Genomic DNA, 13,459 nt, shown 5'->3' with positions numbered 1-13,459 from the left:
CGGGCAGCACGGCCGGGAGCCCGGCAGACGCCGCCGGCCGGGCGGACGAGCGCATCCACCGCATCCGCCGCCGCCTGGAACGCCTCATCGGCATCGCGGCCACCGAGGGGAACTCCGTACGCCCCCTGCGCAACGGCGACGAGATCTTCGCCGCCATGCTCGACGCCATCGCGTCGGCCCGGCACACCGTCGACATGATGACCTTCGTCTACTGGAAGGGCGACATCGCCCGCCGGTTCGCCGAGGCCCTCGCCGAGCGGGCCCGTCACGGCGTGCGCGTGCGGCTGCTGCTCGACGGCTTCGGCAGCCGCCTGATCGAGCGGGAACTGCTGGACCGGATGAGCACGGCGGGAGTGGACGTGGCCTGGTTCCGCAAGCCCGTCTTCCTCTCCCCGCTCAAGCAGAACCACCGCTGCCACCGCAAGGTCCTCGTCGTCGACGAACGCACCGCCTTCACCGGCGGCGTCGGCATAGCCGAGGAGTGGTGCGGCGACGCCCGCAACCCGCACGAGTGGCGCGACACCCACGCCGAGGTGCGTGGCCCGGCCGTCGACGGGATCGCCGCGGCCTTCGCCCAGAACTGGGCGGAGTGCCACCCCGAACTCTTCGACGACCGGGACCGTTTCGTCAGCCACGAGCCGGCCGGTTCCGCCGTGGTGCAGGTGGTGCGCGGCTCGGCCGCCTTCGGGTGGCAGGACATGCAGACGCTGATGCGGGTCGTCCTCGAGTCGGCGCAGGAGCGCGTCCGCCTGGCGACCGCGTACTTCGCCCCCGACGACTACTTCGTCGAGCTGCTGTCCGCCACCGCCCGCCGGGGCGTCACCGTCGAGATCCTGCTGCCCGGTCCGCACACGGACAAGCGGGTGTGCCTGCTGGCGGGCCAGCACCACTACGCGGCCCTCACCTCCGCCGGGGTGCGCATCCACCAGTACCAGCCGACGATGATGCACGCCAAGATCATCACCATGGACGGGGTCGTGTCCCTCATCGGCTCCTCGAACTTCAACCGCCGCTCGCTGGACCACGACGAGGAAGTCATGCTGGCCGTCATGGACCCGGCGGTCACCCGGACCCTGGACGAGCACTACGACCAGGACCTCCGCGACAGCACGCGCATCTCCCCGGAGCGCTGGCGCCGCCGCTCCGTCCTCCAGCGCGCCCGGGAACTCTCCGTCCAGCCGGTGCGCCGATTCCTTTAAGGGCGGCCGGAGTTCACGCGGGAGCCGGGCCGCGTCGGCGGCTCGCGGCGGGGTACACGCGCCTGCACGGTACGGAGCCGAACAGGGAGGGAGCGGTCGATGGACGTGCGCGCGAGGCTCGCCACGGCGCGTCGGGCGAAGTGGAAGCGGCGGACGGCGACGGCGACGCCGCAGAGCACGGAGCGGGCGCGGGAGCCCGCCCCCGTCAACCGGCCTCCCGCGCGGCCCGTGTTACGGGCGCTGGCGATGCTGGCCGCCTTCGCCGGGACGGTGCTGTTCAGCCTGGTCCTGGCACACGTCACCCTGGAGCCCTCCGCGGCGTCGGCGGGGCTCGTGCACAGCAACACCCGCCCGGGCGCCTCGATCGGCGCGTACCTCGACGGCGCGACCGTCAGGGAGGCCGCCGTGCAGCTCGGCGGGAACGTCCTGCTCGGCGTCCCCTTCGGGGTGCTGCTCCCGGTCCTCCTGCCGCAGGCCCGCGGTCTGCTGAGGGTGGCGGCGGTGACGGCCGCGGTGATGACGCTCGTCGAACTGGTCCAGGGCGCCCTGGTGACCGGGCGCGCCTTCGACGTGGACGACGTCATCCTCAACACCGCGGGAGCGCTGCTCGGCTACCTCCTCCTGGGCCGCCGGATGGGCCGGGCCGTCCACCCCCGCCGCTCCCACTGGTGGCACCGCCTGCCCCGCCGGGCCGACCGCGCGCCGGACGGGGCGGGCTAGGACGGGCCCGTGGTGTCCGTCAAGGAGCGTCGGCACGCCGCGCCCGGCGCAGGGCGCGGCGTACGCCGGTGCCGGCCTCGCGGCGCAGGCGGGAGTGGCGGTCCAGCTCCTCCATGAGGCGCTGGGAGCGTTTGTCCACGTCCAGTTCGTCGAGCACCCGGTCGACGTCGGCGAGCAGGGCCCCGTGCAGCTGCCAGTGTCCCGGCTCGGACCGCAGCTGCTCCAGCAGGAGGTTCGCCAGCTGGTCGCGGGCCTGGCGCGCCATGCCCAGCTCCCGGGTGAGCCGGTCCTCCTGCTCCTCGGCGTTGGTGGTGACCTGGGCGGTGATCAGCCGGGAGAAGCTGTGGACGGCGAGCGCCATGTGGCCGAACAGGTCCTGTAGCGCGCGGGTCACCGGCGGGGAGAACAGCGGCTCGTCCGTGCGGGCCTTCGCCAGGTCGGTGAGCGCCCGGGCGGAGACGCGCAGTACGACCGCGCAGATCTCCAGGGTGTCCAGGCCGGTCCGCAGGACCAGCCGGAACATCAGGCCCTCCCGTACGCGGGGGTTCATGCGCAGGCTGTCCTCCGCCTGGCGCAGTGCGGCGTCCACGTCGGCGATGTCGTTGTCGAGCCGGCGGGCCTCGTGCAGCCGGGTGGCGGCCTGGGCGACGCTGGTGCGGCCCGTGAGTTCGTCGGCCATGCCGGTCATCAGCGCGGCCATGCGGGCGGCCAGGTCGTCGATCGCCCGTCCGGCGGGCTCCACCCAGACGGGAGGGGCGAACAGCAGGTTGAAGGCCAGTCCGACCACCGCGCCGATCAGCGTCTCCAGCACCCGGTCCCAGGCCGTGTCGGCCACCCGGGTGACTCCGAGGACGAGCATCGCGCTGATGGCCACCTCGGGGACGAACTCGTCCACCCTGACCAGGTGTCCGACGACCAGCGAGGCCAGGATGACCAGCCCGAGGCTCCACCAGGTCAGCCCCACCAGCGCGCTGAACCCGATCGCGACCAGCACCCCCGCCACGACCGAGTTGACCCGGCGCACTCCGGTGGTGAGCGTGGAGTACAGGGTGACCTGGACGACGAGCAGGGCGGTGAGCGGGGCCGTCAGCGGGGCCGGCTCGTTGCTGAGCCGCAGCGCGACCACGTACGAGAGGACCGCGGCCCCGGTCGACCGTACGCTCTGCACCACCACGGGGTCCCGACGTCTGGCGGCCAGGCGGCGCATGGCGAGGCGGATGGTGCGGGAGGGGCGGGTGGGCCTGGCGAGGTCGGGCATATCCCGTCCCTTCCCCGTCGGCGGCGGTGATCACGCGGCGGACCGAATCCCGTGCGAGGTGATAGCCCGGGGGAAGGCGGGGCACACGCCCACCATGACTTCCACCCACCACACTCCGCTCCGCGCGGTCGCGCTCGTCTGCTCGCTGTCCTCCTCCCCCACCCCGTCCAGCTCCCTGCTGCTGGCCGAACAGACCATGGCCGCGCTGTCCGAGCACGGGGTCACCGGCAAGACCATCCGGGTGGCCGATCACGACGTGAAGCCGGGGGTCGAGACGGACATGGGCGAGGGCGACGCGTGGCCGGAGATCCGCGCCACGATCCTGGGCTGCGACATCCTGATCCTGTCCACGCCGATCTGGCTGGGGCACCCCTCCAGCGTCGCGCAGCGCGTGCTGGAGCGGCTGGACGCGGAACTCGGCGAGAGCGACGACGAGGGACGCATGCTCACCTACGGCAAGGTCGCCGGGGTCTGCGTGGTCGGCAACGAGGACGGAGCGCACAAGGTCAGCGCGGACCTCTTCCAGGGCCTGAACGACGTCGGCTTCTCCCTGGCCCCGAACGCCGTCACCTACTGGGTGGGTGAAGCCATGCAGTCCACCGACTACCAGGACCTCGAGAAGACCCCCGAAAAGACCGCTGCCACGACCAGGACGCTCGCCGCGAACACCGCTCACCTCGCCCGGCGGCTGAAGGCCGAACCGTATCCGGCGAGCTGAGCCGCGCCCCCGTCCGTCCCAGCGGATCCCGACAAGGAGAACCACCGTGTCAGCTCCTCCCGCGCCCCACGTACCCGACCCGGTCACCCGCCACCCCCGGCCGCCGCTGCCGGACCAGGAACAGGAGCCTCCCGGCTCGACCGAGGAGATGGAACCCCGCCCCGACCACGGCGAGGACTCCTACCAGGGCCACGACGTCCTCATGGGGCGGGCAGCGGTGGTCACCGGCGGCGACTCCGGGATCGGGAGGGCCGTGTGCGTGGCCTTCGCCCGGGAGGGCGCGGACATCGTGTTCACCCATCTCCCGGAGGAGAAGGACGAGGCTGCCGAGACCACCCGCCTGATCCGCCAGGCCGGCCGCAGGGCGCTGGCGGTCGCCTGCGACATCCGGGAGGAGGCGCAGTGCGACGCGCTGATCGACCGGGCCGTCGCCGAGCTGGGGCGCCTCGACATCCTGGTGAACAACGCCGCCTACCAGATGTCCCAGCCGGACGGGATCGAGGCGATCACCACGGAGCAGTTCGACCGGGTGATGAAGACCAACCTGTACGGGATGTTCTGGCTGACCCGCAGGGCGCTGGCCCACATCCCCCGTGGCGGGTCGGTGATCAACACGGCGTCCGTCCAGGGCTATCAGCCCAGCCCCCACCTGCTGGACTACGCGATGACCAAGTCCGCGATCATCTCCTTCACCCACGGCCTGGCGCAGATGGTGGCGGAGCGCGGCATCCGCGTCAACGCGGTCGCCCCCGGGCCGGTATGGACGCCCCTGATCCCGGCGACGATGCCGGACACCACGAAGTTCGGCGAGAAGGCGCCCCTGGGCCGGCCGGCCCAGCCCGCCGAGATGGCGCCGGCGTACGTCTTCCTCGCCTCGCCCCAGGCCGGCTACATCACCGGCGAGATCCTCAACGCCACGGGCGGCACGCCCCTGCCGTGACCGCCGGAGAACGCGTGCGCCCCCGAAGCCCCGGGGCGGATGGCGGGGCGCCGGTGACAAGACCATGCGGGTGAGACGTCGCCTGCCGCCGGGCGCCCGGGGGCGCGACGGGGAAGCGATCGGATCGGGCCGCAGCGGCCCGCACCGAACGCGCATGGAGGCGACATGGGACACGGCGGGAACGTGATCGACGAGCTGAAGGCCGACCACCGGGAGGTCGAGGAGATGTTCAGCCGTCTCCGGGCCATGACCGGAAGCGGACAGGAGCTGCGCGATCTCATCGACGAATTCACCATCGAGCTCGTACGGCACTCGGTCGCCGAGGAGCAGTACCTCTACCCGGCGGTGCGCGAGCACGTCCCGGGCGGCGACCGGATGGCGGACAAGGAGATCGAGGACCACGGCCGGGTCGAGAAGATGCTCAAGCGGCTCGAGAAGATGAGCACCGACGACGCGCAGATGGGCCCGCTCCTGCGGCAGCTCATGGACGAGGTCTCCGCCCATGTCCAGGACGAGGAGAGCAACCTCTTCCCGATGCTGGAGCGAGCCTGCACCCCGCAGCAGCTGGACGACCTCGGCGACAAGATCCGTCGCGCCAAGGCCATGGCGCCCACCCGCCCCCACCCCGCCGCACCGAGCAGTCCCACCGCGAGCAAGCTGCTCGCGCCGGGGGCCGGCCTGGTGGACCGGGCGCGCGACTTCGTGACCGGCCGCGGCAAGTCCTGACCCCCTGCCCGGTGGCGGGCCCGCGGGCGGGCCTCCGGGCCGCCACCGGGGCGGGACGGTGACGTGCGTCATGCCGCGCGGCTGCCGGTGACGGCTACTCTGGTCAGCCACGAGCGGAGCGGAGCGGCTTCGCCCCGCAGCTCGCGGCCCCGGAAGGGGCAGGGCGAGCACGCCTCCCGAGGAACCGCCGTGTCCGCCGATCTCGCACCCCTCATAGCCGCCGGTACCCGCTGGCTGCTGGCCGCCTACCCGCCGCCCACAGCGGGCCCGTTCAGCCGGGCCCTGGCCGAGGCCCAGGCCGGGCAGGCGGTCACCGTCGCCGCCGCCCTGCGCTACCCGGACCCGCTCGACGCCCAGCTGCTGCATCTCCTGGGCCCCGGGGGGAGCGCCCGGCTGGACTGGACCACCGGCGTCGATCACGTCGCGGACGCCGGTGCCGAGGCCGACGCCGGCTGGCGGACCTGGGTGGACGAGATCGTCGTCAGCTGGGCGGCCTGCCTCCTGGCATCCCCCGCCCTCGCCGTCGAGGCCCACCTCCGGGTCGGTCACGGCCGGGCCGGCGAGGTCAGCCGTCTCACCCGTCCCGGTGATCACGAGCACGAGGCCGCAGCCCTGCTGCGCCATCCCGACCTGCTCGAACCGGTGGCCGCCCTCCACCGGGACACGCTGCTGGACCTGCTCGGCAACCGGAGCGCGGCCCTGGGTTAGCTCCCAGATCAGCTCCGCGGAGGACGGGGTGCCGGAGGGGGATCGGGTTCCCCGTCCTCCGCCGCCTGTGCCGGGCTGGTTCAGCCCGAGATCTGCTTGCGGCCGGACTCGCCACCGATGGCGACCTTGCGCGGCTTGGCGCGCTCGGCGATCGGGATCCGCAGGGTGAGGACGCCCGCGTCGTAGTCGGCTTCGATGTGCTCGGTGTCGAGGGTGTCGGCCAGGACGATCTGGCGGGAGAAGACGCCGAGGGGCCGCTCGGAGAGCTCCATCTGCACGCCGTCGGACTTCTCCGCGGGCCGGCGCTCGGCCTTCACCGTCAGCATGTTCCGCTCGACGTCGATGTCGATCGCCTCGGTGCTCACACCGGGGAGGTCGAAGGCGATCACGTACGTGTCGCCCTGCCGGTAGGCGTCCATCGGCATCACGGACGGCTTCGACCACGTGCCCGACGTGCCCGAGAGCTGCTGGACGATGCGGTCCATCTCGCGGAACGGGTCGGTGCGCATCAGCATCGCGAAACACCTCCAGTCGGTTCAGGCAGGAACTGCCCATGCGCTTCAACGTGCTCCCGTTGTAGCACGTCATCGAAACGATGACAAGCAGGACGTCATCGAGAGGATGACATGACGGATGCGCCGGTCCCGGAGGCATGGGACGGCCCGGTGTGGTCAGACGCGGGGGTGAGGATGCGCGACGCCGTCGTCGTGGTCACCGGCGCATCGAGCGGGATCGGCCGGGCCACCGCCGTGGAGTGCGCCCGTCGGGGTGCGCGGGTGGTGCTGGCCGCCCGCAGCGCCGCCGCGCTGGAATGGGCGGCCGGGGAGTGCCGGGCCCGGGGCGGCGAGGCCCTCGCCGTGCCGACGGACGTCAGCGACGAAGGGGCCGTCCGGCGGCTGGCCACCGCCGCCGTCGCGCGCTTCGGCCGGATCGACGCGTGGGTCAACGCCGCGGGGGTGGGGATCCTGGGCCGTTTCGACCAGGTGCCCGCACGGGAGCTGCGCCGCCTCCTCGACGTCAACGTCATCGGTGCCGTGAACGGGGCTCGCGCGGCGGTCGCGGTCATGCGCCGCCAGGGGCGGGGGGTCGTGGTCGACGTGTCCTCGCTGCTCGGGGGCGGGTCACGGCCCCGTACATGGGCGGCTACGCGATGTCGAAGGCAGCCCTGTGCACGTTCGACGAGGTGCTGCGCGAGGAGCTGCGGCTCTCGGGGGACAGTGGGATCTCGGTGTGCACGGTGCTGCCCACGGGGGTGGACACCCCGTTCTTCCGGCATGCCGCGAACCGCTCCGGCCGGGTTCTGCGGTCCCTGCCGCCGGTGGCCACCCCCGAGCGGATCGCCCGTGCGTCGTGCGGGCCGCCCGCCGGCCCCGCGACCGGGTGCTCGTCGGCCCGTACGCCCGCCTGCTCGTCCTCGCCCGTACGCCGGCTCCCGCGCTGGTGAGGCGGACCGTGACGTGGCGCACCGACAAGGCCTACTTCGGCGGCGCGTCGGGCGGCGAGGCCGGCTCCGGGACCCTGGACGCTCCCGCCGGCCGCCCGCCGGGCGGTGGGCGCGGCCGCCGGGCTGGCCGTGCTGCGCGCCGTGCTCCCCCGGCGCCGGGACGGGCCGGCGTGGGACGGACCCGGGCCGGGTAGGCGACGGGACCCCGGCCGTGGCGGCCGCGGGCAGCGTGGGAGGCAGCCATGGCACTACAGCACCGCCTGGTACGGGCCAGGCCCGACCGGGTGTGGGCGGTCCTCGAGAACGCCGGCTGCTACGAGAGGTGGGTGGTGGGCACGCACCTCTCCCGCCCGGCGGACGACCGGTGGCCCGAGGAGGGCTCCGTGCTCCCCTACCAGGTGAAGGCCGGCCCGTTCAGGTACGAGGGGGAGACGGTGGTGCGCGTACACGAACCGCCGGACCGGCTGGAGCTGGAAGCGAGGGCCGGTGATCACGCCAGTGCGCGGATCGCCATCGAGGTACGGCCCTGGGGCGATGAAACCCTGGTGGTCCTGGACGAACACCCGCTGCGCGGCCGGGGCTGGACCTTCCACCACGCGGCCATCGACGCCGTCGCCCAGTGGCGGCACCGCGCCATGCTGGCCCGGCTGGCCCGCGTGTGCGAGGACGGTCATCGTGAGCGGCCCTGACGCGGTGGTCATCGGTGCCGGGCCCAACGGTCTGGTCGCCGCGAACGTCCAGGCCGACGCGGGCTGGCAGGTCGTGGTGCTGGAAGCGGCGGCTTCGGCGGGCGGCGCCGTCCGCAGCGACCGCGGGGATGTGTCTGGAGGAGCACGGGCTGTGCTGGAGCCGGGCGCCGGCCGCCGTCGCCCACCCGCTGCCCGACGGCCGCTGCGCCGTCCTCGCCGCCGCACCCGAGGCGACCGCCGCCTCCCTGGAGCGCTTCGCGCCGGGCGACGGGGAGGCCTGGCTGCGGCTCTACCGGCTGTGGCAGCGCATCGGCGACGACCTGCTGGACTGCCTGTTCACCCCGTTCCCGCCGATCCGGGCGGGCGGGAAGCTGGCGCTGCGGCTCGGCTACGCCGAGATGCTGCGGGTGGCGCGCACGATGCTGCTGCCGGCCCGCAGGCTCGGCGAGGAGAAGTTCGCCGGGGCCGGCGGGCGCCTGCTGATCGCGGGCAACGCCCTGCACGCCGACCTGGCCCCCGAGTCGGCGCTCGGCGGCGGGTTCGGCTGGCTGATGTGCATGCTCGGACAGCAGTACGGCTTCCCCGTGCCGCGGGGCGGCGCCCAGGCGCTGACGGACGCCCTCGTACGACGGCTCACGGCCCGCGGGGGCGTCGTGCACTGCGGGCAGCCGGCGACCGAGGTCCTGGTACGGGGCGGGCGGGCGGCGGCGGTACGCACCGCGGACGGCACGCTGGTCACGGCGCGCCGGGCCGTGCTGGCCGCCGTACCCGCTCCGGTCCTCTACGGGCGGCTCCTGCGCGGTGAGCAGCTGCCCGGCCGGCTGCGGGAGGACCTGCGGCGTTTCCAGTGGGACTTCTCCACGGTGAAGGTCGACTGGGCGCTGTCGGGGCCGATCCCCTGGCGGGCCGAGGGGCCGCGGGCCGCCGGCACGGTCCATCTGGCCGACGGCGTGGACGCGCTCACCCTGTTCGCCGCGCAGATCGCCATGCGACAGGTGCCGTCCAGCCCGTTCGCGGTGCTCGGACAGATGACCACCGCGGATGCCGACCGCTCCCCCGAAGGCACCGAGTCCGCATGGGCCTACACCCACGTCCCGCAGGACATCACCGGCGACGCCGGCCCGGACGGCATCACGGGGCGGTGAGACGAGCGGGACAAGGAAGCCATCGCCGACCGGCTCCAGGAGCAGGTCGAACGGTACGCCCCCGGTTTCGGCGCCGCCCTCCGCGCCCGCAGGATCCTGGCCCCGCCCGACCTGGAACGCCTCAACCCCGCCCTGGCCGGCGGCGCCGTCAACCAGCGCACCACCAACCTCTACCAGCAACTGGTCTTCCGCCCGGTACCCGGCAGCGGCCGGCCCTCCACTCCGGTCCCGGGTCTCTACCTCGCCTCCGCCTCCGCCCACCCCGGCGGTGGGGTCCACGGCGCCCCCGGCTTCAACGCCGCCCGCACCGCCCTCCACGCCCGCGCCCTCGCCCCGCTCGACCACCTGCGCCGCCGCCGCTCCCGCCCTCGCCCGTCCTGATCCGGCGCGCGTGCCATGGACGCGGGGGGTCTGGGTAGGGGCATGGAATGAGTGAGGCATGGAATGAGTGACGAGGCGTCTTCGCCGCCGCAGGCCGAGGAGCTGCTGTCCGGGTTGCGGGTGGACGACCGCCGGCCCGAGCAGCCGGTCCTGCTGGACTCCGCCGGTGCCCCTCTGCGGACCTGGCGGGAGAACTACCCCTACGACCGCAAGATGCGGCGCAAGGAGTACGAGCGGACCAAGCGGATCCTGCAGATCGAGCTGCTCAAGCTGCAGCACTGGGTGAAGGAGTCCGGCGGCCGGCTGGTGGTGATCTGCGAGGGCAGGGACGCGGCGGGCAAGGGCGGCACGATCCAGCGCTTCACCGAACGGCTCAACCCGCGCGGGGCACGGATCGTGGCTCTGGACAAGCCGACCGGGCGGGAGGCCGGGCAGTGGTACTTCCAGCGCTACACCGCCCACCTGCCGGCGCCCGGGGAGATCGTCTTCTTCGACCGGTCCTGGTACAACCGCGCCGGGGTCGAGTCGGTGATGGGGTTCTGCACCCCGGAGCAGTACGCGCTGTTCCTGCGCCAGTGCCCCGTCTTCGAGGAGATGCTGGTGGAGGACGGGATCATGCTGGTGAAGTTCTGGTTCTCGGTCTCCCGCGGCGAGCAGCGCACCCGTTTCGCGATCCGGCAGGTCGACCCGGTCAGGCAGTGGAAGCTCTCCCCCACCGACCTGGCCTCCCTGGACCGGTGGGACGCCTATACCGAGGCCAAGGTCGCGATGTTCCGGGCGACCGACACCGATCACGCGCCGTGGACGGTGGTCAAGACCAACGACAAACGGCGCGGACGGCTCGAGGCCATGCGCAGCCTGCTGTGGCGCGTCGACTACGACCGCAAGGACGAGGGGGCGGTCGGCCGGCCCGACCCCCTCATCGTCGGGGCCGCCGACACCCTCCTCGAAGCGGGTGAGGGACCCACCGACCTCTCCCCCACTCCCCTGGCCGGGCCACACCTCGGCCCCGGGCTCCACCCCCACCCGTAGCCCGGGGGCCGACCGGTCGGTCCCGATCGCATAACGGACGTCGCGGCGGGCGCACCCGCGGGACGGGTACGCCCGTTGAACGCACCATGGAAGGACTGCCGTTCGCCGAGCTCGCCGACGCCTACTGGCTTCACCGCGACACCGGCACCGCCCCCTGCACGCGCACCGGCTGCGCCGAGGACGTGCACGGCGGAGCCACGCCCGAGACCGACGGGCTCGACCGCGTACAGGCCCTGATCGCGGGCCGGACGTGCCCCCGGCTGCGGTACGTGATGCTGACCGGCTCGGCGGTCACCGTCCTCGCCGGCGCCACCGTGGTCCTCACCCGCTGAGCCGGGGCCGGGGCCCCGGCAGGGCGGGTCAGGACGACATGATGAAGCGCAGGGCGAGGCCGGAGGCGGGGATCCAGTAGGTGACACGGGCGCCGTCGTCGAACGACACCTGCCCGGGCAGGGCGACGTTCGCCGGCCCGCCCGGCTGGAGGCCGAGGGGAAGGGTGTCCGTGTCGTACGTGTCCATACGGCCGCCGCTGGCGAGGAGGGCCGCGTACGCCTTCTCACCCGGAGCGAGCGTCACGGGTGCGTCCTTGCTGTCCTCGATCACCGCGATCGGGGCCCTGGCATGAGGGAACTTCAGGTACGGGTACCCCTGGAGGCCGCACTTGGCGGACCCGGTGTTGGTGACCGTGAGGAGGAGGTGCCTGACGGGCTTGCCCGCCTCGTCCTGGTTCGTCGCCGAGAACGCGAGGTCACCCACCCCACACGCGGCGACGCCGGTACCGCCGGCGTTGCCCGGGCCGGCGCTCGGCTTGGCCGGGCCCCCGCCGGACTTCGCCGGGACCCCGCCCGGCCGCGCCGCGGCCGTCTTGCCCGTCTCCCCGGTCTTCACTGCGTTCGGCGAGTTGGGCGAGTCCGGCGAGTTCGGCGCGCTCGGCTGCTCCGAGGTCGTGGAGTCGCGCGATGCGTCGGCGCCGCTCGGCCCGCACGCGGTGGACGCGAGCAGCAGCGCGCCGAGGACGGCCGCGGCCGCCGCCTTCCTGATCGCCTTGTTTCCCCTGGTCAACAGAGCCCCCTGTGTGGTGTTGTTCGCTGTACACGACCTGTACGCACGCCAGGACCAGGCGGGTTGCATGCGGATCGGAAAAGATTTCGGGACCGGGGGGGCGGTATGACGGAGGACGAGTTCGACGCGTTCTACGCGTCGGCGTTCCCACGGATCGTCGGGCAGGTGTACTCCTTCACCGGTGACCACGGCCAGGCCCAGGACGTCGTACAGGAAGCCTTCGTACGGGCCTGGGACCGGCGGCGGGACATCCTTGCCACCGAGGCTCCCGAAGCCTGGATCCGCACCGTCGCGATGCGTCTCGCGGTCAGCCACTGGCGCAGGGCGCGGCGGTGGCTGGAGCTGGTGCGCCGCACCCCGCCGCTGCCCGATCACGCCCCCGGGCCCGGTCCCGAGCACGTCGCCCTCGTCGCGGCGCTGCGACAGCTCCCGGAGCCCCAGCGCATGGCGATAGTGCTGCACCACCTGTGTGACCTCAGTGTGGAACAGGTAGCCTCCGAGACCGGCGCGCCGACCGGTACGGTCAAGGCCCGCCTCTCACGCGGCCGGGCAGCCCTCGCCAAGCTGCTGCCGCCGGGCGAGGCCGGTGTGGTGGGCGCAAGCGGCGAGGAGAAGGAGGAAGACCGTGCCCGATGACCTGTCCTCCGCCCTGCGCGAGCTGGCCGACAGCGCCGCCTGCCCCCCGCCCACGACGGGCGCGGAGGTCCGGCGCCGGGCCGTCGCCCGGCGTCGTCGCCGGAACTCCGCCTACGCGGGAGGCGGCGTCGCGGTCGTCGCGGCCCTCGCGTTCGGCCTGACCACGGCGTTCGGCGGCCCGGAGCCCCGCCTCGACCCCGCACCACCACCCGCCGCGTCCCTCACCGCGCCCACGGCCGGGCCGGCCTCCCCCGCCGTGCCCACCCCCAGCGCGTCCCCGTCCACCGAGCCCTCCCCCACCGCGCCGACCCTCGCCGGGCCGACTCCCACCGCCCCCGCGACCGGTGGGCCGTCCGCCACCGCGCCGGCCACCCCGCCGGCCACGATCGCCGCGTGTGGGGTGGGTGACCTCGCGTTCTCGGCGACGAACCAGGACGAGGCGGGCAAGCCCGTCAGGCACCTCCTCCTCACGGTCACCAACACCGGGTCCGCCAAGTGCGGCCTCCAGGGGTACCCGTACCTGAAGTTCCCTCATGCCAGGGCCCCGATCGCGGTGATCGAGGACAGCAAGGACGCACCCGTGACGCTCGCTCCGGGTGAGAAGGCGTACGCGGCCCTCCTCGCCAGCGGCGGCCGTATGGACACGTACGACACGGACACCCTTCCCCTCGGCCTCCAGCCGGGCGGGCCGGCGAACGTCGCCCTGCCCGGGCAGGTGTCGTTCGACGACGGCGCCCGTGTCACCTACTGGATCCCCGCCTCCGGCCTCGCCCTGCGCTTCATCGGATCGCGGTGACGGCC

At 73.6% G+C, this 13,459-nt stretch carries 15 protein-coding genes and 2 pseudogenes; 14 read left to right on the top strand and 3 right to left on the bottom strand.

Annotated elements, in window-relative coordinates; translation table 11 throughout:
- The first annotated feature begins 53 nt into the window (after positions 1-53).
- Positions 54-1,199, top strand: a complete 1,146-nt coding sequence (locus D1J60_RS33355; RefSeq protein WP_125824344.1) for a phospholipase D-like domain-containing protein — start codon at positions 54-56, stop codon at positions 1,197-1,199.
- Positions 1,200-1,298: 99 nt separating this feature from the next.
- Entirely contained in the window at positions 1,299-1,919 is a 621-nt protein-coding gene (locus tag D1J60_RS33350; protein ID WP_241253503.1) for a VanZ family protein, read from the top strand.
- 19 nt (positions 1,920-1,938) lie between these two features.
- On the opposite strand, the gene D1J60_RS33345 is transcribed toward D1J60_RS33350, so the two are convergent.
- Positions 1,939-3,177, bottom strand: coding sequence for an aromatic acid exporter family protein (locus tag D1J60_RS33345; protein ID WP_125823697.1), 1,239 nt, complete (start codon positions 3,175-3,177; stop codon positions 1,939-1,941).
- Between the two features lie 94 nt (positions 3,178-3,271).
- Between D1J60_RS33345 and D1J60_RS33340 the strand changes: the two genes are divergently transcribed.
- From D1J60_RS33340 to D1J60_RS33325, 4 genes are all read left to right on the top strand, one after another.
- Entirely contained in the window at positions 3,272-3,895 is a 624-nt protein-coding gene (locus tag D1J60_RS33340; protein WP_125823696.1) for an NAD(P)H-dependent oxidoreductase, read from the top strand.
- 46 nt (positions 3,896-3,941) lie between these two features.
- On the top strand, positions 3,942-4,835 hold the full coding sequence (locus D1J60_RS33335; RefSeq protein ID WP_125823695.1) for an SDR family oxidoreductase: 894 nt from the start codon (positions 3,942-3,944) through the stop codon (positions 4,833-4,835).
- A gap of 165 nt (positions 4,836-5,000) precedes the next feature.
- Positions 5,001-5,561: a hemerythrin domain-containing protein gene (locus tag D1J60_RS33330; protein ID WP_125823694.1), complete on the top strand. Its 561-nt coding sequence runs from the start codon at positions 5,001-5,003 to the stop codon at positions 5,559-5,561.
- Between the two features lie 189 nt (positions 5,562-5,750).
- A complete protein-coding gene (locus tag D1J60_RS33325) occupies positions 5,751-6,269 on the top strand; it encodes a hypothetical protein (RefSeq protein WP_125823693.1) in 519 nt (172 codons plus the stop codon).
- Positions 6,270-6,349: 80 nt separating this feature from the next.
- On the opposite strand, the gene D1J60_RS33320 is transcribed toward D1J60_RS33325, so the two are convergent.
- Positions 6,350-6,784: an Hsp20/alpha crystallin family protein gene (locus D1J60_RS33320; protein ID WP_125603090.1), complete on the bottom strand. Its 435-nt coding sequence runs from the start codon at positions 6,782-6,784 to the stop codon at positions 6,350-6,352.
- A gap of 111 nt (positions 6,785-6,895) precedes the next feature.
- Between D1J60_RS33320 and D1J60_RS38360 the strand changes: the two are divergent.
- From D1J60_RS38360 to D1J60_RS33290, 6 genes and pseudogenes are all read left to right on the top strand, one after another.
- Positions 6,896-7,423, top strand: a pseudogene (locus D1J60_RS38360) (SDR family NAD(P)-dependent oxidoreductase); the annotation flags it as partial.
- Positions 7,405-7,713, top strand: a complete 309-nt coding sequence (locus tag D1J60_RS33310) for a hypothetical protein (RefSeq protein WP_125823692.1) — start codon at positions 7,405-7,407, stop codon at positions 7,711-7,713. The pseudogene D1J60_RS38360 and the gene D1J60_RS33310, both read left to right, overlap by 19 nt.
- A 242-nt stretch (positions 7,714-7,955) precedes the next feature.
- A complete protein-coding gene (locus D1J60_RS33305; protein ID WP_125823691.1) occupies positions 7,956-8,402 on the top strand; it encodes an SRPBCC domain-containing protein in 447 nt (148 codons plus the stop codon).
- A pseudogene (locus D1J60_RS33300) lies at positions 8,389-9,928 on the top strand (NAD(P)/FAD-dependent oxidoreductase). Before D1J60_RS33305 ends, D1J60_RS33300 begins: the two are co-directional and overlap by 14 nt.
- 63 nt (positions 9,929-9,991) lie before the next feature.
- The gene (ppk2, locus tag D1J60_RS33295) at positions 9,992-10,960 is read left to right on the top strand and encodes a polyphosphate kinase 2 (RefSeq protein ID WP_125823690.1); all 969 of its coding nucleotides are present in this window, start codon (positions 9,992-9,994) and stop codon (positions 10,958-10,960) included.
- Positions 10,961-11,046: 86 nt separating this feature from the next.
- Positions 11,047-11,292, top strand: coding sequence for a hypothetical protein (locus D1J60_RS33290; protein WP_125823689.1), 246 nt, complete (start codon positions 11,047-11,049; stop codon positions 11,290-11,292).
- 28 nt (positions 11,293-11,320) lie between these two features.
- Here D1J60_RS33290 and D1J60_RS33285 read toward each other — a convergent pair whose 3' ends face one another.
- Entirely contained in the window at positions 11,321-12,022 is a 702-nt protein-coding gene (locus D1J60_RS33285; protein ID WP_125823688.1) for a DUF4232 domain-containing protein, read from the bottom strand.
- A 105-nt stretch (positions 12,023-12,127) separates the two neighbouring features.
- On the opposite strand from D1J60_RS33285, the gene D1J60_RS33280 reads away from it, so the two are divergent.
- Together D1J60_RS33280 and D1J60_RS38765 are read left to right on the top strand one after the other, a co-directional pair.
- On the top strand, positions 12,128-12,658 hold the full coding sequence (locus tag D1J60_RS33280; protein WP_125823687.1) for a SigE family RNA polymerase sigma factor: 531 nt from the start codon (positions 12,128-12,130) through the stop codon (positions 12,656-12,658).
- Positions 12,648-13,454, top strand: coding sequence for a DUF4232 domain-containing protein (locus D1J60_RS38765; RefSeq protein ID WP_164721030.1), 807 nt, complete (start codon positions 12,648-12,650; stop codon positions 13,452-13,454). Before D1J60_RS33280 ends, D1J60_RS38765 begins: the two co-directional genes overlap by 11 nt.
- Positions 13,455-13,459: the final 5 nt, after the last annotated feature.

Origin of the sequence: Streptomyces sp. W1SF4, assembly GCF_003950035.1 — a bacterium.
Taxonomy (GTDB): Bacteria; Actinomycetota; Actinomycetes; order Streptomycetales; family Streptomycetaceae; genus Streptomyces; species Streptomyces racemochromogenes.
The sequence above is the reverse complement of the archived record's forward strand: the minus strand, read 5'-3'. Positions and strand labels throughout refer to the sequence as shown.

What these genes read in the sequence shown, in the direction of transcription:
- D1J60_RS33350 (WP_241253503.1), top strand. Translation starts at nt 1,299, where the DNA reads ATGGACGTGCGCGCGAGGCTCGCCACGGCGCGTCGGGCGAAGTGGAAG.
- D1J60_RS33305 (WP_125823691.1), top strand. Translation starts at nt 7,956, where the DNA reads ATGGCACTACAGCACCGCCTGGTACGGGCCAGGCCCGACCGGGTGTGG.
- D1J60_RS33330 (WP_125823694.1), top strand. Translation starts at nt 5,001, where the DNA reads ATGGGACACGGCGGGAACGTGATCGACGAGCTGAAGGCCGACCACCGG.
- D1J60_RS33340 (WP_125823696.1), top strand. Translation starts at nt 3,272, where the DNA reads ATGACTTCCACCCACCACACTCCGCTCCGCGCGGTCGCGCTCGTCTGC.
- D1J60_RS33320 (WP_125603090.1), bottom strand. Translation starts at nt 6,784, where the DNA reads ATGCTGATGCGCACCGACCCGTTCCGCGAGATGGACCGCATCGTCCAG.
- D1J60_RS33310 (WP_125823692.1), top strand. Translation starts at nt 7,405, where the DNA reads ATGGGCGGCTACGCGATGTCGAAGGCAGCCCTGTGCACGTTCGACGAG.
- D1J60_RS33290 (WP_125823689.1), top strand. Translation starts at nt 11,047, where the DNA reads ATGGAAGGACTGCCGTTCGCCGAGCTCGCCGACGCCTACTGGCTTCAC.
- D1J60_RS33280 (WP_125823687.1), top strand. Translation starts at nt 12,128, where the DNA reads ATGACGGAGGACGAGTTCGACGCGTTCTACGCGTCGGCGTTCCCACGG.
- D1J60_RS33345 (WP_125823697.1), bottom strand. Translation starts at nt 3,177, where the DNA reads ATGCCCGACCTCGCCAGGCCCACCCGCCCCTCCCGCACCATCCGCCTC.
- ppk2 (WP_125823690.1), top strand. Translation starts at nt 9,992, where the DNA reads ATGAGTGACGAGGCGTCTTCGCCGCCGCAGGCCGAGGAGCTGCTGTCC.